Origin of the sequence: Terrabacter sp. BE26 (assembly GCF_041941675.1) — a bacterium.
Lineage (GTDB): Bacteria > Actinomycetota > Actinomycetes > Actinomycetales > Dermatophilaceae > Terrabacter.
Map to the genome: position 1 here is coordinate 415,574 of NZ_CP090122.1, position 25,266 is coordinate 440,839.

At 71.2% G+C, this 25,266-nt stretch carries 35 protein-coding genes; 4 read left to right on the forward strand and 31 right to left on the reverse strand.

Annotated elements, in window-relative coordinates:
• Nucleotides 1-33 precede the first annotated feature (33 nt).
• Together LQK93_RS01945 and LQK93_RS01950 are read left to right on the forward strand one after the other, a co-directional pair.
• Complete coding sequence (locus tag LQK93_RS01945) at nt 34-1,215, forward strand: pyridoxal phosphate-dependent aminotransferase (protein WP_374969901.1); 1,182 nt, start codon at nt 34-36, stop codon at nt 1,213-1,215.
• Nucleotides 1,216-1,312: 97 nt separating this feature from the next.
• Nucleotides 1,313-1,870, forward strand: coding sequence for a M23 family metallopeptidase (locus tag LQK93_RS01950; RefSeq protein ID WP_374969902.1), 558 nt, complete (start codon nt 1,313-1,315; stop codon nt 1,868-1,870).
• Nucleotides 1,871-1,886: 16 nt separating this feature from the next.
• Here the strand turns inward: LQK93_RS01950 and LQK93_RS01955 are convergent, their stop codons facing one another.
• From LQK93_RS01955 to rplS, 10 genes are all read right to left on the reverse strand, one after another.
• Complete coding sequence (locus LQK93_RS01955) at nt 1,887-2,807, reverse strand: tyrosine-type recombinase/integrase (RefSeq protein ID WP_374971433.1); 921 nt, start codon at nt 2,805-2,807, stop codon at nt 1,887-1,889.
• Nucleotides 2,808-2,970: 163 nt separating this feature from the next.
• Complete coding sequence (gene dprA, locus LQK93_RS01960) at nt 2,971-4,077, reverse strand: DNA-processing protein DprA (protein WP_374969903.1); 1,107 nt, start codon at nt 4,075-4,077, stop codon at nt 2,971-2,973.
• A complete protein-coding gene (locus LQK93_RS01965) occupies nt 4,067-4,222 on the reverse strand; it encodes a hypothetical protein (protein WP_374969904.1) in 156 nt (51 codons plus the stop codon). Before LQK93_RS01965 ends, dprA begins: the two co-directional genes overlap by 11 nt.
• Nucleotides 4,219-5,781 (reverse strand): YifB family Mg chelatase-like AAA ATPase, encoded by a 1,563-nt coding sequence (locus LQK93_RS01970; protein WP_374969905.1) that lies wholly within the window; start codon nt 5,779-5,781, stop codon nt 4,219-4,221. The genes LQK93_RS01965 and LQK93_RS01970 overlap by 4 nt, the downstream gene beginning before the upstream one ends.
• On the reverse strand, nt 5,781-6,146 hold the full coding sequence (locus LQK93_RS01975; RefSeq protein WP_374969906.1) for a YraN family protein: 366 nt from the start codon (nt 6,144-6,146) through the stop codon (nt 5,781-5,783). The genes LQK93_RS01970 and LQK93_RS01975 overlap by 1 nt, the downstream gene beginning before the upstream one ends.
• A 115-nt stretch (nt 6,147-6,261) precedes the next feature.
• A complete protein-coding gene (locus LQK93_RS01980) occupies nt 6,262-6,582 on the reverse strand; it encodes a DUF2469 domain-containing protein (protein ID WP_343992546.1) in 321 nt (106 codons plus the stop codon).
• Entirely contained in the window at nt 6,579-7,352 is a 774-nt protein-coding gene (locus LQK93_RS01985; protein WP_374969907.1) for a ribonuclease HII, read from the reverse strand. Before LQK93_RS01985 ends, LQK93_RS01980 begins: the two co-directional genes overlap by 4 nt.
• A gap of 14 nt (nt 7,353-7,366) precedes the next feature.
• Entirely contained in the window at nt 7,367-8,242 is an 876-nt protein-coding gene (gene lepB, locus LQK93_RS01990; protein WP_374969908.1) for a signal peptidase I, read from the reverse strand.
• Nucleotides 8,242-9,012: a signal peptidase I gene (lepB, locus tag LQK93_RS01995; protein WP_374969909.1), complete on the reverse strand. Its 771-nt coding sequence runs from the start codon at nt 9,010-9,012 to the stop codon at nt 8,242-8,244. The genes lepB (LQK93_RS01990) and lepB (LQK93_RS01995) overlap by 1 nt, the downstream gene beginning before the upstream one ends.
• Before the next feature lie 42 nt (nt 9,013-9,054).
• Nucleotides 9,055-9,441 (reverse strand): 50S ribosomal protein L19, encoded by a 387-nt coding sequence (gene rplS / locus LQK93_RS02000; RefSeq protein WP_374969910.1) that lies wholly within the window; start codon nt 9,439-9,441, stop codon nt 9,055-9,057.
• Between the two features lie 289 nt (nt 9,442-9,730).
• Between rplS and LQK93_RS02005 the strand changes: the two genes are divergently transcribed.
• Entirely contained in the window at nt 9,731-10,489 is a 759-nt protein-coding gene (locus tag LQK93_RS02005) for an ABC transporter permease (protein WP_374969911.1), read from the forward strand.
• Nucleotides 10,490-10,502: 13 nt separating this feature from the next.
• On the opposite strand, the gene trmD is transcribed toward LQK93_RS02005, so the two are convergent.
• From trmD to LQK93_RS02040, 7 genes are all read right to left on the reverse strand, one after another.
• Nucleotides 10,503-11,717, reverse strand: coding sequence for a tRNA (guanosine(37)-N1)-methyltransferase TrmD (gene trmD / locus LQK93_RS02010; protein ID WP_374971434.1), 1,215 nt, complete (start codon nt 11,715-11,717; stop codon nt 10,503-10,505).
• A 32-nt stretch (nt 11,718-11,749) separates the two neighbouring features.
• On the reverse strand, nt 11,750-12,277 hold the full coding sequence (rimM, locus tag LQK93_RS02015; RefSeq protein ID WP_374969912.1) for a ribosome maturation factor RimM: 528 nt from the start codon (nt 12,275-12,277) through the stop codon (nt 11,750-11,752).
• Nucleotides 12,278-12,436: 159 nt separating this feature from the next.
• Nucleotides 12,437-12,679: an RNA-binding protein gene (locus LQK93_RS02020; protein ID WP_374969913.1), complete on the reverse strand. Its 243-nt coding sequence runs from the start codon at nt 12,677-12,679 to the stop codon at nt 12,437-12,439.
• A gap of 2 nt (nt 12,680-12,681) precedes the next feature.
• Nucleotides 12,682-13,125, reverse strand: coding sequence for a 30S ribosomal protein S16 (rpsP, locus tag LQK93_RS02025; RefSeq protein ID WP_374969914.1), 444 nt, complete (start codon nt 13,123-13,125; stop codon nt 12,682-12,684).
• 184 nt (nt 13,126-13,309) lie between these two features.
• Nucleotides 13,310-14,245: a GNAT family N-acetyltransferase gene (locus LQK93_RS02030; protein ID WP_374969915.1), complete on the reverse strand. Its 936-nt coding sequence runs from the start codon at nt 14,243-14,245 to the stop codon at nt 13,310-13,312.
• Nucleotides 14,235-15,323 (reverse strand): amidohydrolase family protein, encoded by a 1,089-nt coding sequence (locus LQK93_RS02035; protein ID WP_374969916.1) that lies wholly within the window; start codon nt 15,321-15,323, stop codon nt 14,235-14,237. The genes LQK93_RS02030 and LQK93_RS02035 overlap by 11 nt, the downstream gene beginning before the upstream one ends.
• 59 nt (nt 15,324-15,382) lie before the next feature.
• The gene (locus LQK93_RS02040) at nt 15,383-16,357 is read right to left on the reverse strand and encodes a S1C family serine protease (RefSeq protein WP_374969917.1); all 975 of its coding nucleotides are present in this window, start codon (nt 16,355-16,357) and stop codon (nt 15,383-15,385) included.
• 936 nt (nt 16,358-17,293) lie between these two features.
• On the opposite strand from LQK93_RS02040, the gene LQK93_RS02045 reads away from it, so the two are divergent.
• Nucleotides 17,294-17,635, forward strand: a complete 342-nt coding sequence (locus tag LQK93_RS02045; protein ID WP_374969918.1) for a hypothetical protein — start codon at nt 17,294-17,296, stop codon at nt 17,633-17,635.
• Between the two features lie 77 nt (nt 17,636-17,712).
• Here the strand turns inward: LQK93_RS02045 and LQK93_RS02050 are convergent, their stop codons facing one another.
• From LQK93_RS02050 to LQK93_RS02115, 14 genes are all read right to left on the reverse strand, one after another.
• Nucleotides 17,713-18,036, reverse strand: coding sequence for a hypothetical protein (locus LQK93_RS02050; RefSeq protein WP_374969919.1), 324 nt, complete (start codon nt 18,034-18,036; stop codon nt 17,713-17,715).
• Between the two features lie 68 nt (nt 18,037-18,104).
• Nucleotides 18,105-18,602, reverse strand: a complete 498-nt coding sequence (locus tag LQK93_RS02055; protein ID WP_374969920.1) for a hypothetical protein — start codon at nt 18,600-18,602, stop codon at nt 18,105-18,107.
• On the reverse strand, nt 18,599-18,751 hold the full coding sequence (locus tag LQK93_RS02060) for a hypothetical protein (protein ID WP_374969922.1): 153 nt from the start codon (nt 18,749-18,751) through the stop codon (nt 18,599-18,601). Before LQK93_RS02060 ends, LQK93_RS02055 begins: the two co-directional genes overlap by 4 nt.
• Before the next feature lie 455 nt (nt 18,752-19,206).
• Nucleotides 19,207-19,512: a hypothetical protein gene (locus tag LQK93_RS02065; RefSeq protein WP_374969923.1), complete on the reverse strand. Its 306-nt coding sequence runs from the start codon at nt 19,510-19,512 to the stop codon at nt 19,207-19,209.
• Between the two features lie 182 nt (nt 19,513-19,694).
• Nucleotides 19,695-20,489 (reverse strand): hypothetical protein, encoded by a 795-nt coding sequence (locus LQK93_RS02070; RefSeq protein ID WP_374969924.1) that lies wholly within the window; start codon nt 20,487-20,489, stop codon nt 19,695-19,697.
• A gap of 1 nt (nt 20,490) precedes the next feature.
• Nucleotides 20,491-20,895 carry a hypothetical protein gene (locus LQK93_RS02075; protein ID WP_374969925.1) on the reverse strand — a complete coding sequence of 135 codons (405 nt, stop codon included), beginning with the start codon at nt 20,893-20,895 and terminating at the stop codon, nt 20,491-20,493.
• On the reverse strand, nt 20,892-21,404 hold the full coding sequence (locus LQK93_RS02080; protein ID WP_374969926.1) for a helix-turn-helix domain-containing protein: 513 nt from the start codon (nt 21,402-21,404) through the stop codon (nt 20,892-20,894). Before LQK93_RS02080 ends, LQK93_RS02075 begins: the two co-directional genes overlap by 4 nt.
• Nucleotides 21,326-21,499, reverse strand: a complete 174-nt coding sequence (locus LQK93_RS02085; protein WP_374971560.1) for a hypothetical protein — start codon at nt 21,497-21,499, stop codon at nt 21,326-21,328. Before LQK93_RS02085 ends, LQK93_RS02080 begins: the two co-directional genes overlap by 79 nt.
• Before the next feature lie 192 nt (nt 21,500-21,691).
• Nucleotides 21,692-22,468 (reverse strand): hypothetical protein, encoded by a 777-nt coding sequence (locus LQK93_RS02090; protein WP_374969927.1) that lies wholly within the window; start codon nt 22,466-22,468, stop codon nt 21,692-21,694.
• Between the two features lie 3 nt (nt 22,469-22,471).
• Nucleotides 22,472-22,717 carry a WhiB family transcriptional regulator gene (locus LQK93_RS02095; RefSeq protein WP_374969928.1) on the reverse strand — a complete coding sequence of 82 codons (246 nt, stop codon included), beginning with the start codon at nt 22,715-22,717 and terminating at the stop codon, nt 22,472-22,474.
• 193 nt (nt 22,718-22,910) lie between these two features.
• The gene (locus tag LQK93_RS02100; protein WP_374969929.1) at nt 22,911-24,320 is read right to left on the reverse strand and encodes a phage/plasmid primase, P4 family; all 1,410 of its coding nucleotides are present in this window, start codon (nt 24,318-24,320) and stop codon (nt 22,911-22,913) included.
• A complete protein-coding gene (locus LQK93_RS02105) occupies nt 24,317-24,523 on the reverse strand; it encodes a hypothetical protein (protein WP_374969930.1) in 207 nt (68 codons plus the stop codon). The genes LQK93_RS02100 and LQK93_RS02105 overlap by 4 nt, the downstream gene beginning before the upstream one ends.
• Entirely contained in the window at nt 24,520-24,831 is a 312-nt protein-coding gene (locus tag LQK93_RS02110; RefSeq protein ID WP_374969931.1) for a hypothetical protein, read from the reverse strand. Before LQK93_RS02110 ends, LQK93_RS02105 begins: the two co-directional genes overlap by 4 nt.
• The gene (locus tag LQK93_RS02115) at nt 24,831-25,115 is read right to left on the reverse strand and encodes a hypothetical protein (RefSeq protein ID WP_374969932.1); all 285 of its coding nucleotides are present in this window, start codon (nt 25,113-25,115) and stop codon (nt 24,831-24,833) included. The genes LQK93_RS02110 and LQK93_RS02115 overlap by 1 nt, the downstream gene beginning before the upstream one ends.
• Nucleotides 25,116-25,266 lie beyond the last annotated feature (151 nt).

Consider the following 25,266-nt stretch of genomic DNA (forward strand, 5'->3'; position numbering starts at 1 on the left):
GTGGTCGACGGGGCCCGTGGCTACGCTCGGGCCATGAGCACGCCGCTGATCTCCCGGATGCAGCCCTTCGGCACCACGATCTTCGCCGAGATGTCGGCCCTCGCGCAGCGGACCGGCAGCATCAACCTGGGACAGGGCTTCCCCGACACGGACGGGCCGCGGGAGATGCTCGAGGCGGCGAAGGGCGCCATCGACGCCGGGCGCAACCAGTACCCGCCGGGCGCGGGCGTGCCCGAGCTGCTCGAGGCGGTGGCCGCGCACCAGCAGCGCTTCTACGGGCTGACGCTCGACCCTGCGTCGGAGGTCCTCGTCACGGCCGGCGCGACCGAGGCGATCGCCTCGGTCGTCCTCGCGCTGTGCGAGCCCGGTGACGAGGTCGTCACCTTCGAGCCCTACTACGACTCGTATGCCGCCACCATCGCCCTGGCCGGCGCCGCACGTCGCACGTCGGTGCTGCGGTTCCCCGACTTCGCGGTCGACGAGGCGTCCCTGCGGGCTGCCTTCTCGTCACGGACCCGGCTCGTGCTGCTCAACACCCCGCACAACCCCACGGGGAAGGTCTTCAGCCGCGCGGAGCTCGAGCTCGTCGCCGAGCTGGCGCGCGAGCACGACGCGTGGGTCGTGACGGACGAGGTCTACGAGCACCTCGTCTTCGACGGCGCGGAACACGTGCCGATGGCGACGCTGCCCGGGATGTTCGAGCGCACCATCACCATCAGCTCCGCCGGCAAGACGTTCTCCGCGACCGGGTGGAAGGTCGGCTGGCTCTCGGGGCCGGCCGCGGCCGTCGCGGCGGCGCGGACGGTGAAGCAGTTCCTGACGTACGTCGCGTCGGGGCCCTTCCAGCCGGCCGTCGCGCTGGCCCTCGGGCTGGGTGACGACGTGTACGCCGGACTGCGCGACTCGTTGCAGGCCAAGCGTGACCTGCTGTGCTCGGCGCTCACCGCCTCGGGGCTGGAGGTGGCGCGACCGGCGGGTACGTACTTCGTCGTCGCCGATGCCGCGCCGCTCGGCGCGGTGGACGGGCTGGAGTTCGCGCGCCGGCTTCCGGAGCTCGCTGGCGTCGTGGGCGTGCCCGTTTCGGTCTTCCACGACGACCAGGAGGCGGCGCGCACCCTGGTCCGGTTCGCCTTCTGCAAGCAGGACGACGTCCTCGTCGAGGCGAGCCGCCGCCTGGCCGCCGTCGGGCGGGCCAGCCTCCGGCCCGTCGAGTGACGGCGCGCCGGTCCACACCTGCCGGGCTGCCTCGGCGGTTGTCCACAGCCGCAGGGCGGCGCGCCCGGGTGGGGCGGACGGGACCGACGATGGGGACATGTCGATCGGCTCGGGACTCCTTGCGGCGGTGCTGGCTGCCGCGTCGGTGACCACGGCCGGGGTCGTCCCCGCCGGCGTCGTCTCTGCCGGCGCCCCCTCGCCCGTCACCCCCAGTGGGCGGGGGGTCGGTCCCGTGACGACGTCGGGCCGCTGGGTGTGGCCGTTGGATCCTCGCCCCGAGGTGGTGCGGCGCTTCGACCGGCCGGACCAGCCGTGGCTGCCGGGACACCGCGGCGTCGACCTCGCCGCGCCAGTCGGCCGGTCGGTGCTCGCCCCCGCCGACGGCCAGGTCACGTGGACCGGCGTGGTCGCCGGTCGGTCGGTGGTCGTGGTCTCACACGAGGGCGGGCTGCGGAGCACCTTCGAGCCGGTGGTCGCCACGGTGCCCGTGGGCACAGCCGTCAGTCGTGGACAGGGCGTCGGCGCGGTGACGGTGACGCCGGGCCACTGCGCGCCCCGAACGTGCCTCCACTGGGGGGTGCTGCGCGGGGAGACCTACCTGGACCCGCTCTCACGCGTCGGTCGAGCGCGAGTGGTCCTGCTCCCGGTCGCCTGAGCGCTGGGAGGCGGCGTCAGGCGCGCGGATGGGCCTGCTCGTAGCTGCGCCGCAGCCGGTCGACCGACACGTGGGTGTAGATCTGGGTGGTGGCGAGGCTGGCATGGCCGAGGATCTCCTGCACCATGCGCAGGTCGGCCCCGCCCTCGAGCAGGTGGGTGGCGGCGCTGTGCCTCAGGCCGTGGGGTCCCAGGTCCGGCGCGTCCGGCAGGTGGGAGAGCAGCTCGTGGACCGCCGAACGCACCTGCCGCGTATCGACGCGTCGTCCGCGCCTGCCCAGGAAGAGCGCGGGCCCGGAGTCGTCGCGCACCAGGCGAGAACGCACCGCGAGCCAGGACTCGAGCGCCCGGCGCGCGGGGGTGCCGAAGGGGACGATGCGCTCCTTGGCCCCCTTGCCCAGGACACGGACGACGTCCTGGACAACGTCCAGGTCGTCGACGTCCAGGCCGGCGAGCTCACCGACGCGGATGCCGCTGGCGTAGAGCAGCTCCAGCATCGCGCGGTCGCGGACGTGGATGGGGTCGTCATCGTCCGCGCGGGCGGCGGCCAGGTCGAGCAGCTGGGAGGCCTCCCCCTGTCGCAGCACCTCGGGCAGGTGGGCCTGCCGCTTGGGGGCGACCAGCCGCAGGGACGGGTCGGTGGCGATGCGCCCGGTGTGCTCGGCCCAGCGCAGGAAGGTGCGGGCGCTGGCCGCCCGACGGGCGATGGTGGCGCGGGCCGCGCCTCCGTCCGCCTGGGCGCCGAGCCATGACCGCAGGTCGCCGATGCGCAGGTCCCCGATCGTGTCGATGCCCTGTCCCGCCGCGAACGCGAGCAGGTGGCGGATATCGCCGAGGTAGGCCCGGCGGGTGTGTGCCGAGCGCCCGCGCTCAGCGCCCAGGTGCCTGGCGTAGGCGTGGAGCAGCTCGGCGTGCTGCTCAAGCACATCCGCCGCCACCTCCGCCGCCGCTTCACCGGCCGTCGTCACATCCGTCACTTCCGCACCATCGCAAACCGCGGCGCCCTTGGCAAGCGTGCCCGTCGTCCCAAGCCGGTGAGGGTCCGTTGCCCGAGGCCGATCCGTGCCGGTGCCGGCGCCGGTGCCGGCGCCGGTGGGATCGTCAGCCAGCGGTCGTGAGGCGGCGCTGCGGACGCTTGCGCCACGTGCCGGCGGACTCGGTGACCAGGCCGAGCCGTTCCAGCCGACCCAGTGCGGCGCGGACCACGAGCGGCGGCTGGGCCACGGCACGCACGACGGCGTCCAGCGGCAGGGCGGACCGGAACGGGACCGCCTCGAGGACGGACGCGTCGAGAGGCGGGAGCCCGTCCTCGGGGCGGACCGGCCCGCGCGCCGGCTCACAGGCATCGGCACCGAGGTCGCCGACGAGGTCGATGACCTCCTCCGTGCTTGTCACCAGCACGGCCCGGCCGTCGCGGATCTCCTGGTGACAACCCGAGGACGTCATCGAGGTGATCGGTCCGGGGACGGCCCCGACGTGGCGGCCTGCCTCGAGTGCGTGCTTGACGGTGTTGCGAGACCCCGACCTCAGGTCGGCCTCGACCACGACCGTGCCGCGCGTCATCCCGGCGATGAGCCGGTTGCGAGCCAGGAACCGCGACTTCATCGGAGCCGACCCGGGCGCCACCTCGGAGACCACGAGCCCGTCTCGGGCGATCCTGGAGATCAGAGTGGCGTGACCGGAGGGGTAGGGCCGCTCCACGCCGCCGGCGAGGACGGCCACGGTGGCCCCGTCGACCGCCAGCGCGCCACGGTGGGCACTGCCGTCGATCCCGAACGCGGCACCCGAGACCACCGTCCAGCCACGACGGGCCAGCCCCGCGGCGAGGTCTGCCGCCACCTGCTCGCCGTAGGCGGTCGCCGTGCGCGAACCGACCACGGCCACCGATCGCTCGACCGCCTCGGCGAGGTCGAGCGGGCCGCGCACCCACAGGCAGTACGGAGGGACGGGGATGCCGCCGAGCCGCTCGGGCCACTCGTCGTCTCCGGGGACCACCACCCGCGCGCCTACCTTGGCGGCGATGTCGAGGTCGCGCTCCGTGTCGAGGGCGGCGACTCTCGGCCGGAACCTCGTGAGGGTCCCGCGGCCGGAGCGGATCCTCGCCACCGCCTCGACCGCGCCCACCTCGTCGAGGAGGGTGCGCACCTCCTTGTCGCAGGGCTCCGCGAGCCGGGACAAGGTCGCACGAGCGAACCGGTCAGCGTCCACCCCGCACCTCCTCGCTGTCGTCGTCGCTGTCCTGGTCGGTGTGCTCGTCGTCGGTGTGCTCGTCGTCGATGTGCTCGTCGTCGATGTGCGCGTTGATGTCGCCGCCGTTGCCGGCGGTCCGGGTGCCGAGGAGGTGCGACCTCATGCCGCCAGCCCGGACCGGTGTCGCAGCGAGAGGGCCACGTCGACCTCGTCGCGCCCCGGACGCTGGAGCCCGGTCACGTCGGCGATCGTCCACGCGCACCGCAGCGTCCGGTCATAGCCCCGAAGACTCAGCGCTCCGCTCTCGAGCGACCGGTCGAGCGTCGCCGTGGCCGAGGTCGGCAACCGCCAGGGCCGCCCGCGCAGCACCGAGCCGGGCACGTCGGCGTTGACACCGCGGCGGCTCTCGAGGACCTCTCGCCATCGCTCCCCCTGCGCACTGCGGGCACCTGCCACCCGGGCTGCGACGGAGGCGCTGGACTCGCCGGCCGCGGAACCGGCCATGGACAGGCCGGGAGGTTGGACGTGCACCTGCAGGTCGACGCGGTCGAGCAGCGGACCGCTCAGCTTGCCGAAGTAGGACCTGCGCATCATCGGCGTGCAGGTGCAGTCGAGGCCCTTGCCCCATCCGTTGCCGCAGGGGCACGGGTTCGCTGCCAGGACGAGCTGGAAGCGCGCGGGGAACGTGACGGTCTCCTGCGCGCGAGCGATGGAGACCGAACCCCGCTCGAGCGGCGTGCGCAGCGACTGCAGCACTCCCTTGTCGAACTCGGGCGTCTCGTCGAGGAAGAGCACGCCGCGGTGGGCCTGGGTGATGGCACCCGGGCGGATGCGGCCGCTGCCCCCTCCGATGACGGCCGCCTGCGAGGCGCCGTGGTGCGGTGCCACGAACGGGGGACGCGAGATGAGCCGCACGTCCTCGCCATCCCCGAGAGCGCCCAGCACCGAGTGGATCGCCGTGACCTCCATCGACTCGGCCTCGTCGAGTGCCGGCAGCAGCCCGGGCAACCGCTCGGCGAGCATCGTCTTGCCGGCCCCGGGCGGCCCCGCGAGGAGCAGGTGGTGCCCGCCGGCAGCGGCGATCTCGAGGGCGAGCTTCGCGTCCGCCTGGCCCACGACCTCGCTGAGGTCTCGCACGGACGGCGGCTCGGGTGGCACCACGACGGGCACCGGGACCTCGTCGACGGGCCGGCCACGACCGAGCGCGTCGTAGCGGTGCACGAGCTCCATGACGTCGGCAACGGGGTGCACCTGCACCCCGGACACCAGGCGTGCCTCACCCGCGTTGGCCACCGGGACGACCACGTGCCGCACACCGGCCAGCGCTGCCGCACGGACGAGGGGCAGCACACCGGGCACCGGACGCACGGTGCCGTCGAGCCCGACCTCGCCGATGTGGACGACGTCGCGCACGACGCCGACCTGCACGAGCTCCATCGCGGCGGCGACGGCGACGAAGATGCCGAGGTCGAAGCCGGTGCCGACCTTGCGCTCCCCGGCCGGCGAGAGGTTGACGGTGACGCGCCGCTGGCTGACCGGCATCTTGGCGATCAGGGCGGCCGCTGCCTTGATGCGGTCCGACGACTGCTTCACGGCGGAGTCCCCGAGGCCGCTGATCGCGAAGCCCGGCAGGCCCGGCGTCACGTGCGCCTCCACCTCCACCACGAAGCCCAGGACCCCGCGGAGACCGACCGAGCGCGTGCGGCCCAGCCCCGTGCCCATCAGCAGACCCCGCGCAGGTGCTCGAGGCGGGCCCGGCCCGATCGGGGACGCAGGATCGACACCACGTCGATGCGCAGGGCCAGCCCACGCGCGAGCTCGTCGTGCTCGTCACGCCACAGGCCGGCCAGGCGTCGCAGGCGCCGTTGCTTCGACCAGGTCACCGCCTCGAAGGGGGCACCGTAGGCCTCGGTCGTGCGGGTCTTGACCTCGCAGACGACGAGCTCCCGGCCGTCGACGGCCACGACGTCGATCTCGCCGCGCACGCAGCGCCAGTTGCGGTCGAGGATCGTCAGGCCCTGGCCGAGCAGGTAGCGGCACGCGAGGCGTTCGCCGTAGTCGCCGAGGGCGCGGGTCGAGAGGTCCATGCGGACCACCCTCCCGGTGCGCCGCCGGCAGGGACACCCGTGAGCGCGAGGCTGTGGACGGCATACCTCCTCGGGAAGGGGGTGTGGACAACGCCCGCCTCACGGCCTCACGGCGTCAGGAGAAGTCGCCGTTCTCGGGCAGCTTGATGTCGGGCTTGGGCAGCTCCTCGACGTTGACGTCCTTGAAGGTCACGACCCGGACGTTCTTGACGAAGCGCGCCGGGCGGTAGATGTCCCAGACCCACGCGTCGGCCATCGTCACGTCGAAGAAGACCTCACCACCGTCGCTGCGCACCTTGAGGTCGACCGAGTTGGCGAGGTAGAAGCGACGCTCCGTCTCGACGACGTGGGTGAAGAGGCCGACGACGTCGCGGTACTCCTTGTAGAGCTGGAGCTCCATCTCGGTCTCGTACTTCTCGAGATCTTCCGAACTCACCTGATCGCCGTTCCTGTCTGCTCTGCCGTCATGGGCGTCGGAGCGATGGTCTCCGTCACCTCATTGAACACCTCCACCTGCTCGCCGGTGTGCACGCCGGGCAGTCGCCACGATCGGCGGTGCAGCTCGCAGGGCCCCAGGCGTGCCAGCGCGTCCATGTGCTCGGGGGCGGCGTAGCCCTTGTTGAGCGTCCAGCCGTATGCCGGGTGCTCGCCCCCCAGCGCCACCATCAGCTCGTCGCGCTCGACCTTCGCGAGCACGCTCGCCGCCGCCACCGAGGAGCACTTCAGGTCGGCCTTGATCATCGTGGTGACCGGCGGCGTGGTCGGCCCGGTCTCCTCGGCGAAGGCGAACAGCCCCACCTCGCCGGGAGCCGTCAGCCAGTCGTGGTTGCCGTCGAGGATCACGAGGTCGGGCACGACGCCGAGCGTCGCCAGCGCGCGGTTGCCGGCGAGGCGCAGGGCCGCCATGATGCCGATCGCGTCGATCTCGTCGGCCCCCGCGTGGCCCACGGCGTGGGCGACCGCCCAGCGCTGGATCCGGGGCACGAGCGCGGTACGCGCCTTCTCGGTCAGCAGCTTCGAGTCCTTGACGCCGACGGGCGCCGACCGCACGGTCTCGTCGATGACCACGACCCCCACGCTGACCGGGCCGGCGAGCGCGCCGCGCCCGACTTCATCCATCCCGGCCAGCAGGCGATGGCCGGATCGCTGCAGCGCTCGCTCGACGCGCAGCGAGGGCTTCTTCGAGGGTGGTGCCGGAGGTGCCATGGAGCCGGCGCCGATCAGCCCGCCGCGACCTTGGTCGCCGAGGCGGTCGGCCTGCCGCTCGGGGCCGGGTTGACCGCGGCCTTCTTGACCGGCGTCGAGCTCGGGGCCGGCACCTGTCCGAAGGTGCGCTCGGGCACGCCGAGCCAGGTCACGTGGTCGATCGGCCAGACGATGAACAGGGCGCGGCCCACGATCTTGTCCATGGGGACCGAGCCCGTCACTCCCGTGCCGTCGTCGTGCCAGCGGCTGTCGGAGGAGTCGGACCGGTGGTCGCCCATGACCCAGACGCGCCCGGCCGGAACGGTGATGTTGAACTTCTTGCCCTGACTCGGGTAGTCGCCCGGCTTGATGTACGGCTCGGTGATCTCGACGCCGTTGACCCTGATCTTGCCGGTGTCACCGTCTGCCTGGACGTGGTCTCCGGGCAGACCGATCACACGCTTGATGAGGTGGTTCTCGGAGTCCTCCGGCAGCAGGCCCACGAAGACCAGCGCGTCGTGGAAGGGGCCGCCCACGGTGCTGTGGGTCCCGCCGAGGTTGTTGAGCCAGGGGGTGGGCACACCGGGGTCCTCGAAGACGACCACGTCGCCGCGCTTGAGGTCGAGGGGTCCCGGGGTCAGCTTGCTGACGATGACGCGGTCGTCCTTGACGAGCGTGTTCTCCATCGAGCCGGACGGGATGTAGAAGGCCTGGAAGAGCCAGGTCTTGACGACGAACGAGAGCGCCATCGCCAGCACGATGACGATGACCAGCTCCTTGATGCCGGCCAGCAGCGCGGCACCGAAGCCGCGCGGCCGGTCGTCGTAGTCCTCGTCGTCGTCCAGGTCGTCGATGTCGTCAGGGGTACGCCCGCGAGTGGGGTCTTCGGGGCGTCCGGTGTACTGCGACATCACTCACCATTTCGTGGAACGGGGACAACTGGTCCTGAGGCGACCGGGCCGAGCCGATCCAGCGGCCAGTATCGCACCCATACCTTGCCGATGATGTCGTCCCCGGGCACCGTGCCGCCTCCCGGGTCGCCGAGGTGCGCCCGCGAGTCGGCGGACGAACCGCGGTTGTCGCCCATCACCCAGAACCGGTCGGGAGGCAGGGTCACGTCGAACGTCATGGCACTCGGGCGCTGGCCCGGGGCGACGTACGGCTCGGTCACCGCGACGCCGTTGACCTCCAGGCGTCCGTCGCTCGCGCAGCACCGCACGTGGTCGCCCGGCAACCCGACGACGCGCTTGACGTAGTCGGTGGGCTGGCCCCTGCCGGTCAGGCTCTGCACCGCCGCGGCGAGCGTCTGCAGGACGCCACGGTCGGGCGCGCTCAGGTGGAACGCGTCGGACGCGTCGAAGACGATGATGTCGCCGCGGTGCAGGTCGTGCGGTGCCGTCAGCCGGCTGACCAGGATGCGGTCCCCCACGAGCAGCGTGTCCTGCATGGAGCCGCTGGGGATCCCGAAGGGCGTCAGCAGGAAGGCGCGCACGACGACGATCGCGAGCAGGAGCACCGCGGGGCCGAGCAGCCAGCGGTTGCGGCGGGCGGCACGTCCGCGCGCACCTCCGGCGTCTGCCGCGCCACTTCCCCCGGCGGGGCCGAGGCGCGACGAAGGCGCGGCGGTCCCCGGGTCGGAGGCCGTGCCGGAGCTCTCCGGGACGGCTTGTTCGGGGTCCACCGCGCCTCGCGTGGTCAGACGGACGTCTGCGTCAGCAGGACGTCAGCTCTTGGCGCCGGCCTTGGCCGCGCCCTTGGCGGGAACGTTGTCGCGCTTCTCGCGGATCTTGGCAGCCTTGCCGCGCAGGCCGCGCAGGTAGTAGAGCTTCGCGCGGCGGACGTCACCACGGGTCACGACCTCGATCTTGTCGATGACCGGCGTGTGCACCGGGAAGGTGCGCTCGACGCCGACGCCGAAGGAGATCTTGCGGACCGTGAAGGTCTCGCCGATGCCGCCACCGTGGCGACGGATCACGACGCCCTGGAACACCTGGACGCGCGAGCGCGTGCCCTCGATGACCTTGACGTGGACCTTGAGGGTGTCACCGGCGCGGAACTCCGGGACGTCCGAGCGCAGCGACGCCGCGTTGATGTCGTCGAACGTGTGCATGATGATTCGCTTTCCTGGGTGCCACAGGCCACCTCGTCACCAGAAGATGGACGCGTCCGCCTGGCCGCGTCGAGTCACCGCTCGAGCTGGTCGAGACGCTGGTGACCCGACTCCCCCTGTGGCAGGGGCCGTCGTGTGCCGGACGCAAGGAGCAAGTCTGCCAGAGCACGACGCGTACGGGGAAATCGGCGACGGGACCACGCCGCGGTGCGGCATCTTCGACAGGGTCGTGAGCAGGGTCGTGAGCGGGGGTCGCGGGCACCGCGCGAGCGTGCCCTAGCGTGTCCACGTGAACGTCTCCCCCGGCTGGCCCGTCGTTGCCTGCCTCCTCATCCTCCTCGGGGTCACGGTCGTGGCCAACCGCGTCGGGGGGCTGGGGCTCGGCCGGCAGTCGGCGCTCGCGGGAGGACGGGCCGTCGTGCAGCTGACGCTCGTCGCACTGGTGATCACGGCCGTGGTGGGATCCCTCTGGCTCTCGTTCGTGGCGGTGCTCGCGATGTTCACGATGGCGGTGGCCACGACCTCCAGACGGGTCGGCGCCCCGCGGACCTGGCCCTGGGCCGCGGCGGCGATGGCGTGCGGCGTGGTGCCCGTCGTCGCGGTCATCCTCGCCACCGGCGCGGTCCCGCTGACCGGGATCGCGCTCATCCCGATCGCGGGCATCGTCATCGGCAACACGATGACGGTGCACACCCTCGTCGGGCGGCGTGCCTTCGCGGCCCTGCGCGAGGAGCACGGGCAGTACGAGGCGTGCCTGTCGCTCGGCCTCACCTCGGACCAGGCGGTCGACGAGATCATCGCCAGGCGGGTGCCGGAGGGCATCCTCCCGAGCCTCGACCAGGTCCGCACCTCGGGAGTGGTGACGCTGCCCGGAGCCTTCATCGGCGTCATGCTCGGCGGCGGCAGCGCGATCCAGGCGGCCACGGCCCAGGTCCTCGTGCTGTTCGCGATCATGGCGACCCAGTCGATCACCGCGGGGGTCCAGGCGCGACTCATCCGCCGCCGCAGGCTGCTGCCCGCCGACCTCGGCATGGCGCTCGTGTCCTGAGCGTCCCGAGAGGTCAGCGGCGACGCCTGGCCAGCGTGACCGTGCCGGGGACGTCCGACGGCGCGTCGACGAGACGGTAGCCGGCCTTCTTGAGCCGCTTCAGCTCGTCGGCGTCCGGTGCGCTCGTGCGCAGCACGAGCGTGCGTATGCCGTCCGGCGCCGTCGACTCCGCGTGCTCCCGGAGGCGCCGCCCGACCTCACCGCCCTGCAGGTCGGGGGCGACACAGAGGCGCTCGACGACCCAGCTGTCGCCCGTCGGCGACGAGCCCGTGGCCGACGTGCCCGACGCGCGCGTCGTGCTGACGGCGCCGACGAGCCGGCCCGCGATGCGGGCGACCCAGGTCTGCCCCGTCCCGAGGCCGGCCCGCACGTCGTCGAGGGTCTCGCGCAGCGCGGGGGTGTCAAGGGCCCCCGTCTGGACGACCTCGGTCGCCGCGCAGGCGCGCCGGAGGACGGCGAGCTCGGGGACGTCACCCGGAGTGGCTGCCGAGATCTCGAGGTCGCCGCCCTGCGGACCGGCGTGCGAGGCGTGGAGCAGGTCGGGCCGGCGCGCCGCCGTGCGGACGAGGCGCTGCTCGTGCCGCCAGTTCGCGATGGCGCCGTGGTTGCCCGAGAGCAGCACCGGGGGCACCTCGCGCCCGTTCCAGGAGCTGGGCTTGGTGTAGATCGGGTACTCGAGCAGGCCGTCCTCGTGCGACTCCTCGACGAGCGACTCGGCGTTGCCGATGACGCCGGGGACGAGCCTGCCGATGGCCTCCACCATCGCCAGCACCGCCACCTCGCCACCGTTGAGGACGTAGTCGCCGAGGCTGACCACCGAGACCTCGAGGCCGAGGTCCTCGCGAGCGTGGTCGTAGACGCGCTCGTCGATGCCCTCGTAGCGACCGCACGCGAACGCGAGCCACGGCTCCAGCGCGAGCTGCCGCGCCAGCGCCTGCGTGAACGGCCGGCCGCCGGGTCCCGGGACGACCAGGTGCGGCTTGGCCGCGGAGGGGTTGTCGAGCGCCAGGACGTGGTCGAGTGCCTCCGACCACGGCTGCGGCTTCATGACCATGCCGGCTCCCCCGCCGTAAGGGGTGTCGTCGACGGTGCGGTGGCGGTCGTGGGTGAAGTCACGCAGGTCGTGCACCCGCACGTCGAGCAGGCCGTCCTCGCGGGCCTTGCCGATGAGCGAGAGCTCGAGCGGCGCGAGGTAGTCGGGGAAGATCGAGACGACGTCGAGGCGCATCACCGGCCGCGTCGCGTCGGGGTCGGGCACGGTCACTCGGCGGCCTCGCGGTAGAGGTCGAAGAGGCCAGCCGGCGGGTCCACGACGACGTGGTCGTCGGCGACCGTCGGCACGATCCGCTTGACGAAGGGGACGTACGCCGTGACACCGTCGGTGAGCGTCACGACGAGGCGGTCCTGCGCCGGGCCGATCTCGAGGCCGCTCACCGTCCCGACCCGCTGTCCGGTGGTGTCGCGCACCTCGAGCCCGACGAGGTCCTCCTCGTAGAACGCCTCGTCCTCCGCCACGGGCGTCGACTCGGGCAGCACGAGGCGCGTGCCCCGCAGGCTCTCGGCCCCGGTGCGGTCGGGGATCTCCTCGAAGGTGAGCAGCCAGATGCCCCGGTGGACCCTCGTCGAGGCGACGGTCAGCGATGTCGGCACACCGGAGCCCGGCTCGGCCTCGGTGGCGATGACGGTGCCGACGGCGAAACGCGTCTCGGGGTCGTCGGTGTGCAGCTGGACGGTCACCTCTCCCCGCAGACCGTGGGGCTTGCCGATGCGGGCGAGGACGACGTTCATGGGCCGAATCCTCTCAGGTTTCGCAGCGGCCCGAGACCGGCGCAGGAAGGGCTGGGCAGACGCGACAGGGGCGCCCCGGAGATCCGGGACGCCCCTGTCGGTGGCGCGGTCGCGACTCGTGGTGAGTCGGGTGCGACGGAGGTCGAGCTCGGACGACGCTCAGCGCACGCGGTCGGTGTCGACGATGTCGACGCGTACGTTGTTGTTGCCCGCGAGGGCGCCGACGACGGTGCGCAGCGCGCTCGCCGTGCGGCCGGAGCGACCGATGACCCGGCCGAGGTCGTCGGGGTGGACCCGAACCTCGAGCAGCTCACCGCGGCGCAGCTCCTTGCGGCGCACGACGACGTCGTCGTCGTGCTCGACGATGCCCTTGACGAGGTGCTCGAGCGCCTCCTCGAGCATGCTCAGGCCTCGGCCTTCGCGGCCTCGTCGCCGGCGGCCTCGGCCGGGGCCTCGGTCGCGTCGTCGGTCTTCGCGTCGGCCTTCTTCGCGGCCTTCTTGCGCGGCGTCGGGCCGTCGGTGCCCGCGTCGCTCTTGCCACCGGCGGCAGCGACCGCAGCCTCGTAGAGGTCCTTCTTCGGGGTCTTCGGCTCCTTGGTCTGGAGCTTGCCCTCGTCGACGACCTTGATGAGGGCCGCGACGGCCTCGGTGGGCTGGGCGCCCTGGCTCAGCCAGTAGTGCGCGCGCTCGATGTCGATGTCGATGAGCGACGGCTGCTCGGTGGGGTGGTACTTGCCGATCTCCTCGATCGCACGGCCGTCACGCTTGGTGCGCGAGTCCATGACGACGACGCGGTAGAACGGTGCACGGATCTTGCCCATGCGCTTCAGGCGGATCTTGACAGCCACTGTGGCGGTCTCCTCAACAGGTAATGAGCACGGCGAGACCGGCTGGGCTCAGCCGGGGTGCCGACGCTCGGTGTGTAGGCGTCCGGTCCAGCCGAGAGGGGGCCGGACGGGTACAGCCGTCCATTCTGCCAGACCGGAGGGAGTGCTCCCGACACCCGGCCCGGCCGTATGCCGTCCGCTCGCCTCAGGCGAACGCCGCCCGGACCATGAGGGCGTGGCGCACGACGTCGCGCTTCGGCACGTCGAAGGCGGCGTCGAACACCGGCACGGCTGACGGGTCGAAGCCGGCCCGGGCGAGGCCCATCCGCAGCACCGGACCCGTCAGCCCGCACTCGAGCACACCCCCGACGGGTGAGGTGCGGAGCAGCTCGAAGAGGGTGTCGGGGCTCTCGACGACGGTGGAGGAGAAGAGCGGGACGCCCAGCTCGGCCGCCACGGCCGCAGCCAGGCTGGCCCCGCCGGCGAAGCCCCCGGTGCGGTGGACGACGCAGGCCGTGCGCCGGCGGGCGTGCTGGGAGTACGGCGCGGCGGGCCAGTCGCTCGCCAGCATGGTGTAGCGGTCGTGGTCGCGCCAGTCGCGCCGCCCGTCGGGGCCCGGCAGGTGCAGGAAGTCGCGGGAGAAGCCCTCGTGGACGAACCCGAGCGACCTGACCAGTCCCGCGGAACGGTGGTTGGCCGGCTGGATGTTGGCCTCCAGGCGGTGCAGGCCCATGCCGTGCGGCGGGTCGTCGAAGACGAGGCCGAGCACGAGCCGCAGGCCCTCCGCGAAGAGGCCGCGACCGGCATACGGGTCGTAGGAGTCGTAGCCGACCGTCGCGCTGCGGAAGGCGCCCTCCACGACGTTGGCGACGTTGATCCGGCCCACGAGGCCGTGCGAGCCCTCGGGGTCGAGGGCGAGCACCATGAACGTCCGGTAGGTCCGCGACTGGTTCTCCAGGACCGCCGGCAGGTTTTGCGGGTTGGGGATCGCGAAGTCGGCGAGGCGCCGCTCCGAGAGCGTGACGGCGGCGGCGTACGCGCTCATGTCGGCGGCGCAGGGTGGCCGCACCTCGACGCGCTCCCCCAGCGCGGTCAGCGGGTGCTCCGGCCCGACCGACGGCGGAAGGGCGTCAGGCGACAACGCGGCCTCGCAGGACGACCCCGACCGGGTCGGCGACGGTCGTGACGTCGCACCGCGGGTCGGACGCGTAGACGACGAGGTCGGCGTCCTCGCCCTCGGCGATGCCCGGACGCCCGAGCCACTCGCGTGCACCCCACGTCGCGGCCGAGACCACCTCGGTCGCCGTCAGGCCCGCCTTCGTCAGCTCGACCATCTCCTGGGCGACCAGACCGTGCGGGAGGCTGCCCCCGGCGTCGGTGCCGACGTAGATCGGCACGCCGGCCTCGTGCGCGGCGCCGATCGTGGCGTACCGGCGCTCGTGCAGGTCGAGCATGTGCCGGTGGTAGTCGGGGAACCTCTCCCGGGCCGGGGCCGCGAGGTCGGGGAACTGCGCGATGTTGACGAGCGTGGGAACGATGGCGATGCCCTGCGCGGCGAAGGTGTCGATGGAGTCCTCCTGCAGGCCCGTCGCGTGCTCGATGCAGTCGATGCCGGCGGCGGCGAGGTCGCGCAGGGACTGCTCGCCGAAGCAGTGCGCCGTCACGCGCACGCCCTCCTCGTGCGCCGCTGCCACCGCCGCCTTGACGGCGTCCTGCGACCAGCTCGGCGCCAGGTCGCCCACCTCCCGGTCGATCCAGTCGCCGACGAGCTTGACCCAGCCGTCGCCGCGGTGGGCCTCGAGCCGCACGTGGCGCTCGAGCTCGTCCTCCTCGACCTCGTGGGCGAAGTTGCGGATGTAGCGGCGCGTGCGGGCGATGTGGCGCCCGGCGCGGATGATCTTGGGCAGGTCCTCGCGCTCGTCGACCCAGCGCGTGTCGCCGGGCTGCCCGGCGTCGCGGATGAGCAACGTGCCGCGGTCGCGGTCGGTGATGGCCTGCTGCTCGGCCTCCTCGCGCGGCACCTCGCCGTGCGGGCCGAGGCCAACGTGGCAGTGCGCGTCCACGAGCCCCGGCAGCACCCAGCCCTCGAGCGTCTGCACGACGCTGCGGCCCGTCGGCGGGGTGAGGGAGATCCTGCCCCCGATGACCCAGAGCTCGTCGACCACCTCGTCCGCATCGATCAGCACACGACCGCGGACATGGAGCACCGGTGCACTCATGGACCAGACCCTAGCCTCCGTCGTGCGCACCACCGGGAACGACGTGCGGGCGTTCGGTGTCAGCCTCGCAGCAGCCGTGGAACTGCGAGCACGTCGACGAGCGCGGACCCCCTCAGGACCGTGATCTCCATGGAGCGCCCGATGGCCTCGTCGAGCAGGATCCGCTGCAGGGACTGTGCGTCCACCAGGGGTCGGCCGTCTGCGGCGACGATGACGTCGCCTCGTAGCAACCCGGCCTGCTCGGCCGGGCTCCCGGGCACGACCTGGGCGATGCGTAGCGCCGTGCGGCGACCGAGCCTGCCGGCGATCTCGTCGGACACGGGCACCGGTGCGGTCACCAGGCCCAGGTACGCACGGCGCACGTGGCCGTCCTCGACCAGCGTCTCGATGATGCGACGCGTCGTCGCGTTGATCGGCACCGCCAGACCGAGGCCGACGCCGGCGACCGCGGTGTTGACGCCGACGACGCGCGCCCGGGAGTCGGCGAGGGCGCCGCCCGAGTTGCCGGGGTTGAGCGCCGCGTCGGTCTGGATGACGTCCTCCACGAGCCGGGACGCGGTGCCGGAGCGGGCCGGCAGGGACCGGCCGAGGGCACTGACGACACCGGCCGTGACGCTGCCCTCGAGGCCGAGCGGGCTGCCGATCGCGACGACGACGTGCCCGACCTGCAGCCGGTCGGCGTCGCCGAAGGCCGGCGGTGGCGGGAGGCTCTCCTCCGACCTGACGACCGCGAGGTCGGAGAGCGGATCGGCGCCGACGAGGTGCACTCGGGTCGAGGTGCCGTCGGCGAAGTGCGCCATGCCCCGGTCGACGCCCTCGACGACGTGCGCGTTGGTCAGCAGGAGCCCTTCCTGCGACAGCACCACAGCAGAGCCGCCGCCCTCCGCGGTCCCACCGCGAACGGCGCGCCGGACACGAAGGCTGGCGACCACGGGGGCCAGCCGGTGCGCGACCGAGCTGACGGTGCGCGAGTAGGCGTCGAGCAGGTCCTCGTCACCGGGGCCGGGCGCCTCGGGCATCTCGAAGAGGGACATGCCTTCTCCTGGCTGTGGGTCCTTGCACACCTCGCGGTGCATCACACCGTGCAGCGACCGGCCGGCGAGCGGCATTCCCGGTGCTCGGGCAGGTTCGCCACAGGCGAACGGATGCCGCCGCGCCCGGGCGGGCACGGCGGCATACCTCGCGATGGGCTCGGCTCAGCGACCGAGGAACTTCTCGAATACGCAGCATCTAGCGCTGTACGTAACACGCCCACAAGGCGGCGCTGATGAAGCGCTGTGGAGTGCAATATCCTCGGTTAGAGAGGCACCTTCCGCCCCACGCTCTGGGGCCATGAGACACCCAAAGGAAGGGAAACCTCGATGGGCAGCCCAGCCCGAAGCATCGCAGCGTCTACAGCACTCACAATCGCGCTCGGTGGTGTCGTGTCGCGCTCGCGCTCGCGCAACCGCATCACCCAACGGTGGAGATGGTCACGCCACAGACGGCAGTCCCCGAGCAGGTCACGACCACCACCACGCCCGCGCCCTCTGCCACCACGACGACGAGCGCTCCGACTGCCACGGTTCCAGCCGTGAAGGCGCCACGGAAGGCGCTGCAGCCCGCCCCACGGCCGGCACGTAGCAGGACCGTCGCGGCCCCCGTCAAGCGCACAGCGACCGCGAACCAGGCGCCAGCTCAGCAGCTCGCACCGGACCCCGCACCCGTCGAGCCGGCACCTGTCGAGCCCGCATCGGCCGACCCAACACCGCGGCCGGTGACCACCACGGACAACGCGCTACCGGCTACGGCTCCCCCGCTGCCGAGACCGCCATCCAACACGCCGAAGCCGTACAGGCCCGGCGACACCCCCAAGTAGTAGAACGGCCCCACCCGGCGTACCCGCGCCGAGTAGGGCCTTGACCGATCACCTTCGCTAGAAAGGCATCACGACCATGAGCACTAGTGTCTCGCACCCCGTCCAGAGATACATGCAGGATCTACAGGAGCGCCGCGAGAGCGACGAGCTGCGCCCCTTCGAGTGGTGGCTCGTCTCGCCGGCTACCGAGTTCCGCACCGAGCTGGCCTTGGCGATCAGCAGGGTTGGTCAGCGCATCATGCGCCTGGGCAACCGAATCGATGACTGCGCCTACGACGGCGACGAGCACGAGGCATGGGGCAAGGGCTTCGAGATCGGACGCCAGCTCGGGCGCCCCGAGCCATCCCGCGCCGACGTAGAGCACCTGCTCACGCGCCTGGGGTTCGACACCACGGACGAGACGATGGCGAAGTTCGGCTATGCCCCTGCGTCGACTGTCGGTGGAGCCTCGTAGCCTCGCAGAGCGACCAGTCGCACAGCGCTGACCGCGGCGCCCCACGCCTTCACCAGCGGTCAGCACAGAACTCCCGCTCACCCCATGGTGGGCGGGGGCTCTGGCATTTCCGGGAGCGGGATAGGAGGCGCGTCTGGGTTGTCCAAGTCGGTGACCTGCAGTCCGGGCGAGACCGTTCGGACCGGACAGTTTGTCCAACTGCCAAGCAGCATCGACAGCGAACGCGACGCGAGATTCAGCACCTTCATGCGGCCGTCCAAGGATAGCGCTGAGGTGACCAGGCTCATCTGCTGCTCGTCCGTCAGGAAGCCGGCACCATCGCGTGCCGCCAGCTGTACGACGGCGTCGTTGAGGTCCTCGTCGGTGATCTCAAACGTCAATTCGACGCGGTATGTCCCCATGGGCGCAGTGTGTCACGCATGTGTCCCCGCGCGCCTTCGATGGTGGGCGGGACTCAGCGTCTCTCCCCTTACGGCTGTTGCTGAAGTGCCTTACGAATGGAGGAGATCTTCTGGATCATGCGTAGCCCACCCTCACTCTCGACCACTTCGAAGCCAAGGTTCTCGTAGTACGGGACAAGGCCCTCCGTCTGCGGGTCGACAGCCAGGTAGCGCCCTCCCACGAGGCCCACCGCCTGGACGACGACCTCGAACGCCGCGTACAGCAGCTTGTGGCCTTGCTTGTCCTCTTGGCCCTGAAGATGTTGTGCGATGGCCAACTTCGCCAGCAGGATGGCTGGACGTCGCTGGCCGGTCAGCGGGTTGTCAGTGACAACGGCGGGAGTCAGCGTGAAGTACCCCAGCAACTCCTTCGACTCACAGTCGAGCCACAGGTGCGTGCGATTGTTGCCCTCGCCTCCGTCTGGGAGGGCGCTGCGCATCAACCAAGTGTCGAGCGGCTCGTTCCCGCAGGTGAACGCCCCGAACTTGTAACCCTTCTGCAGCGGGACGACCTCGCGGTCGGTCAATGCGCGGGACGGTTACGCATCACGAGACGGGCCAGGCCGTCGGCGACCCGCGACTCAGACGAACGCTCAAGGCGCTCGAACTGCTTGCTGGATACGACGATGACCTCCGAGGAGGAGGCACGGCTGGAGTCCTTGCGCTGCTGTGCCACGGCGCTCCGCTTCATAACGTCCACTCCTTCGACTCTCCCACTTGCCCGCAACGATATAGCCGCACTACCAATATTTCTTGGTGACGAGTTACTAAGTTTGTCACATCCGGGCGGACCGCCCCACCCCGCCCGCCGCTCGCCGCCGAACAGACAGGGAGCTGATGCCGTCCGGCCGCACCAGGCGATGGCCGTGACATCATCCGGCCATCGTCGGCGTTGAGCCGGAGGATGCGGTGGCCCCCCTGAGTGTCGTTGGGGCCGTGCTCTGGAGGATCTGCTGCCATGCCGAGGGCGAGACCTCATACGGGATTGCATCGTGGTCGACGTGCTCGTGGTCGGCGAAGTCGGCACGAGCGTGCAGCCACGACTGCCAGGTCTGGAACGTGGCCCCACCCCAGTCGGACGGATCGAACCGCGCGAGCTCGGCTGGGCACTGCACCTCGACAGGCCGCTTCCTACGCACCGGGCTGCCACCTCGCACTCGCGGCCGCCCGCGCCCGGCTGGTCCGCTTCTTCGCCACAGCGACCGCCTTGGCGTCATCGTCGAGCAGCTTCAACTGACCGAGCAGCCGCGCCAGCGTCGCCCGCTGCGCACGAGACTCCGAGACCAGCGGATGCTCCACGAGCTGACCCATCGAGCCCTTGACCGTCAAGGGTGCCTCCTGCAGCGCCTCGTCGATCCGGGCCAGCAGATCGACAGTGCGCGCCGCATGCTCGAGCAGCAGCCGCTCGTCCGGGCGCAGCTCCATCTCGTCGGCCACCGAGTGCCACAGACCCGCCCCGCCGGCGCCCAAACCGGCGGGGAGGGCGTCATTGGGACTAGCCATCCTCGCTCCCGTCGACCTGAAAAACGGGAGCGGGGATGCATACACGGGGACAGGCTGTATACGAGCCGGTGTCCGCGTTGGTGCCTTGAGGGGTCTCCCCCAGGGTGTGCGGTGCCTCAGCCACGGCCAGCCACGGCGGGCTCGTTGACTGGGCCGCCCGCCCGGGGCACGACGGTGGCGGTTGGTGCGACGAATACGGCGGCGGCTGCTGCTCGGGTCTGTGCGACGGTGAGCAGCCGCAGCGGCTCGTGCTGGCTGAGGCGTAGCCACTTGTCGACATCGCTCTCGGAGCGTCCCCATGGTGCGGCCATGTTGGGGGCGCCGGTCGAGAACGCTGCGCCGTAGGGGCGCGGGCCGAACGGGTTGGGTGCGGGGTCGAGGCCGGCCACGTCGGTCAGGGCGATGCGGGCCGTGCTGATGTCGTCGAGGGTCTTGACGGGTCCGCGTAGTGCGGTCCATGCGGTGGTGGCGTCGTGGTTGTCGAGGGCGATGACCTCGTCGGCGGTCATGCCGGGGCGGATCCCGAGCTGTGCGGCTCGGTGCAGGGCGTCGGCTGCCTTGTTGAACCGTGGGCGCATTTGGGCGATGAGGTCGTCGGCGTTGGCGCGCACGGCGTCGGCTACAGCGGCGGCGAGGTCGAGGCCGACTCGCCACGCCGACTCTACGAGATGGTCGGTGGCCAGGCGCAGCAGCGCGTCCTCGCGGATGCGCTGCAGCAGCGCGGCCCGGTCCTCGGTGAGCAGGTTGAGGGTGACGGGCTGGGCGCCGGCCTGCTGGGCGAGTTCTCCGGTGACGGCGGACTCGAGGACACTCGTGGCGGCTGCGATCTCTGCGGGCAGGGTCACGCCGAGCCGTTCGAGCTGGCGCAGCAGTGCGACGAGCGGGCGAGGCTGCACGGTGGGTGCGGTCATGTCAGCTGACCTCCGCGAGGTCGGCGCGGCCGGCGGCCCAGTTCCGCATCCGCACGATGGCTTCCTGCAGCCCGGGGTGGTTGAAGTAGAGGTCGGGGTTGGTTGCGTCGTCCTCAAAGACGGCGAGGGCGGCGGCCTTGTCGGGGAGCGCGGCGACGTAGTGCCGTGCCGTGTAGGGCAGGCGCAGCAGGAGGGCGGGGTCGATCCCTGAGGCGGTGAAGGCGGGCAGGTCGGCGGTTCCCGAGCTGAACATCTTGGGCGGCGGCCCTGCCTTCGCCACGGAGATGGCGTAGTTCTCGGGGTTCACCTGGCGGTAGTCGTCGGCCAGCGGGTTGGCGCCCCACGGGTCAATGGTGACCCGGTGGCCGGCCCCGCTGACCAGGGAGGTTGTCTCGATGGTGGTCATTCTTCGGCCTCTCTTTGTGCGGCGTATGCGATCACTTCGGCGCGGGAGACCAGCCACGTCTTTCCGACTCGTCGGGCGGCACCGAGGCTGCCCGACGCTGCCAGCCGACGTGTCTGTCGGGGCGAACGTCCGAGCAGCCTCGATGCCTCACTCAGACCAACCTCTCCACTCTTCAAGGGTCCCAATTCGGGCACTGTGCGGACGTCCGCCTGACCGTTGGCGGCCATCGCCACGACCCTGAGAACGTCACGGAGACGCTGCAGTTGGGGCGACATGCTGATCCCGTCACGGCGCGCGACCCGTTCGGCTGCGGCCATCAGTGACAGCACCAGCGCGGCACCCTCTGGGCCGAGCAGCACCCGGTCCGCTGAGATGGCTTGGGCCAGGCCACGCCAGGGTTCTGCGGGCTGGGCGGCCTTTGGCTGGAGGCTCATTCGGCGTTCTCCGGGCGCCACTTCTTCTTCGGCCGTTGGGAGCGGGCGACGGCTTCCTCGGCGCAGGCCGCGCATCCCTTGCCGCGCCAGGTCACTGGCTCCTCGAGGTGGGCTCGGCATCGGTAGCTCGAGACCATCTCCCCGAGCGGGGCTGTCAGATAGGTGCTCATGAGCCGGTCACCGCCGGGGGCATCGGCTGGTCGCTCGGTGCGGTAGTTGGGGCGGCTGGGTCCTCAGGCGCTGCGGGCGGCTTCACTACGTCCCGGCTGTCCTCGGCGGTGGGTACTTCGACGGTCACGGGTGGGGGTGCCATCGGTGTGGCGTTCTGGGGAGGCTGCACACTCATTGGGGTGTCCTTTGGGTCAGGCGGAGGGCTGGAAGAGGGCGGCGAGCACTCGGCCGTATGCCTTGCCGGTGCCGGAGGTGACGCGGGTTTGCAGCTCGATTGAGAGGCCGTCGCCGATGGCGCCTGGTAGCGCGGCGGGTGTGCCGAATGTCGACCCGGTGAGGGCGAGGTTGGGCAGAGCGACAGTGGCGCCGAGCTGTGTCCCGTTCACGAGGAGTCGCATCTCGCCTGCCGCGGTGCTGTCGCAGATCCCTTGCACGGACACGTAAAGGCGGGGGCTGGTCTTGTACGTGGTGGCGGCCTCGATGCTCACGAATGCGGCGCCGTTGTTGTTGCTCCACGTCGGCCACGAGAGTCCGCGGAACTGAATCGGGGCCAAGGGCCACGCAGCGCCGGAACCAGCCGCGTCCTCGGCCAGTAGGGGCTTGCCGTCACTGTCCGCGAGGGCGATCCGCTGGACCGACTCGTTGACGGGGTCGCTGTCGGCGAACGTCAGCGCCTGGGTGCCGTTGATCCGCTGCAGGTACGTCCCGAACCCGTTGGTTGCGAGGCCTCCTGAATAGAGGTGCGTGCGGCCCTGCAGGTCGCCCAGCAGGAGCGACCCACCCTCGGGCGCGCTGATTCGTCCGGTGTCCTGAACCTCGAGGTTGAGGTCCAGGGCGGTCGTGTTATCGCCCACGGGGCGCATGCCGGTGTTGGTCCAGGGTGAGCGGCGGGCGAGCTCGTCGAGGCGCTGCTTGATCGCACGTATCTCACCGCTCAGGCTGGCCCACGGGTCGGGCAGTAGTGCCATTGTTCAGATCTCCTTGGTCTTGGGCTGGGGTGTGCGGTCTTGGCCGCCGAACACCCCGAATCGCTCTTTGGTCTCGTTGGCGGCGGTCCCGCATTCGGTGATGCAGGGGCATCCGTCGCACCACTGAGCGGCCTGGGCCCGCTCTTCGTGGTCCTCGGATAGCCACTCGTCACGGCCGGCGCATGGGATGCGCAGCCCCGCCTCTACGGCGTCGCGCAGGCACTGCGCGAGGCCCTCGTGGGCGCTCACTTAGCGCCCCGCCGGCAGGACGGATGCACGGCCACACCAGGGCGCAGGAGGCCGCCACAGACGGGGCATGTGGGCTGGTCCGCTGGCCCTGCCGTTTCGCGTTTCTGCACTTCAGGGGCTTGGGTGCAGGGTGGTGCAGGGTTGATGCGAACTTTCCCTATACCCCTACGCGAGAGAGGTTTACATAATCCCTTCACCACCCTGCACCTCCGGTCGGCTCGTCGTCTTCGGCGAGTAGTCCCAGACCGGTTCGGCGCATCCCCGCCTTGGTCTTCTTGGCCTCGTGCCCGAGGCGGTCGAGCTCCTTGGCGAACGCCTTCTCAGAGAGGGGCTCGGCGCCGTCCTGGAGCGCCCAGCGCTGCCATGCGCCGTAGAGGTCGCGAGTCGACGCGGACGCCACAGGGGACACGAGGCACCGCTCGGCGATGAACCGGGCCACGGCGTCGCTGTCGGCCTGATAGGCGCCCGTGGCTCGCAGCACCGAGGCCGGCTCGCGCATGCCGCCGTTGTCCTCGTAGTCGAAGAATCCGCCGATGACCCAGGACAGGACGGCGTCGGCGTGCAGGGCCAGCCGTTCGGGCAGGGCGGGGTCGCGCTGCTCGGGCGGGACGACGACGTCGAACGGGACGACCCGCACGCGGCGCCATACGGCCGGATCGTTCGCCTTGACGACGGGCAGAGCGTTGCTGACGAACAAGAACTGGTGACTCGGCTGCCACGACACGGGCTCGCGGTAGAGCCGGCGCGCGGTGAGCTCGTCGCCGCCCGTGAGGCGCTTCATGGTGGCCTCGTCGAGCTTGCGGCCCTCCTCGGTCTCGGAGCCGATGACGAGCCGTGCACCGAGGAGCGTCATCATCTCCGGGCCGCCGATGCCGCCCCGGTCGCGAACGAGCAAGATGTTGGGATCGACAACGGTGGCGTAGTCCCCCAGGGCGTTCGTCATCGCCCCGTAGGCCGTGCCCTTACCGTTGGCGCCGGTGCCGATGAGGACGGGGAACAGGTGCTCACGCACGCGGCCGTAGGCGGCCTGACCGACAACGCGCTGCAGGTAGGCGCGCTCGTCCGCGTCAGGCAGCACGGAGGCAAGGAAGGCGTCCCACACGCTGGTGTCGGCGTCGGGGCGGTACGCGCCCGTCGTGACCTTCGTCAGCCGGTCCCGCGGGTCGTGCGGGCGAAGCTGACGAGAGCGCAGGTCCAAAGTGCCGTTGGCAACGTTTAGCAGGTACGGGTCGGCATCGAGGTCGCGCACGGTCGCGGCGAACTCGACCAGGGCAGAGGCGATCCCGAGGACCCCCCCAATGCCCGCGTCGGACTCGCAGCGGGCCACGTCGGCACGTAGCTGCTTGTCCCCAACCGACTCGGCCAGGGCCTCGGACAGTACGTCGAGAACCGCTCGGCGGGAGTGGCCCTCGTCATCCTCGGCCCAGCGCTGGCCGTCGAAGTAGTGCCAGCCGATGCCGTGGACGTGCAGCAGCCGGTCCACGTGGGAGTGTGCGAGCCGGTAGGCCATGCGCACCTGCCCAGAGTGCTGCTCCCCTGAGCCGGACACGCGCCGGCCGTGCTCGTCGTACCGGTCGACGCTCGCGTAATCGGTGGCGGTCATCGCGTCATCCCCCGTACCGAGTAGCCGGCATGCTCGAGTCGGGCGGTCACGTCCGGGACGCGCTCACGTCGCAGGAACCATCCACGCTGCGCAGGAGCCCACTGTGCGGGGATCCCCTCGTCCTTGAGCCACTGCCGCAATGCGCCCTTGATGACCACATGGCGCGGGTCTGACGTGTCGATGAGGTAGGCGGCGCGCTTCACTGCTCAGCCCCCGAGTAGTCGCGGCGGATGGCCTCGAGCTCATCGTGCGTCGGGACGTTCGCCAAGGCGTGCACGATGCGAGCGGCGTTGCGCCACAGGGCGGCTGCCTCGTCGTCTGCCAGCTGACGACCGCGGTCCATGCCGGCGACATAGCCGCTGGCGTAGCCCTCGGAGAATGCGACGAACTCCGCTCCCGAGTAGGCCAGGAGCGCACGATTCGGAGCGGGTAGACTGGGCTCGGACCGGCTGCCCGCTTGGCCTTCAGGAACGCCATCGTTGCCCGCGGTGGCGTTTCGCATGTACGGCATCAGGCGGAATCACCACCGAGAGCCGTCAGTTCGGCCTCTGCTGCACGTGCGACTTCGGAAAGCTCGCGGGCCTTTCGGCGAGCTTGCGCGCTCTTCAGTGCGAGCCTCTGAAAGTGCGCCTTGCGCAGGTGCTCGGCGCGCACAGGGTCTCCGCCGGCCTGTTCGAGGAACTTGGCCTCAAGCGCTCGCCGGGCGGGGGCAGTACGCGCGGAGCGGTCCAGCGTGTTGGCCCAACTTTCGTGCGCAGCGATCTGCGCAGCTAGGCGGGATTCCGACCTCGTCATCGCGGTTTCCTTCCGGAAAACACGAACGCCGAGCAACGACTGGACCCCTCTGTCTGGGTCTCGTGTCGTGCTCGGCGGGCCTTGTCGGTTCCTGCCGTTCGCCTTTACCTGAGTGGAACCCTATGCAGGTCAGGTCCATGGGGAACCTGCC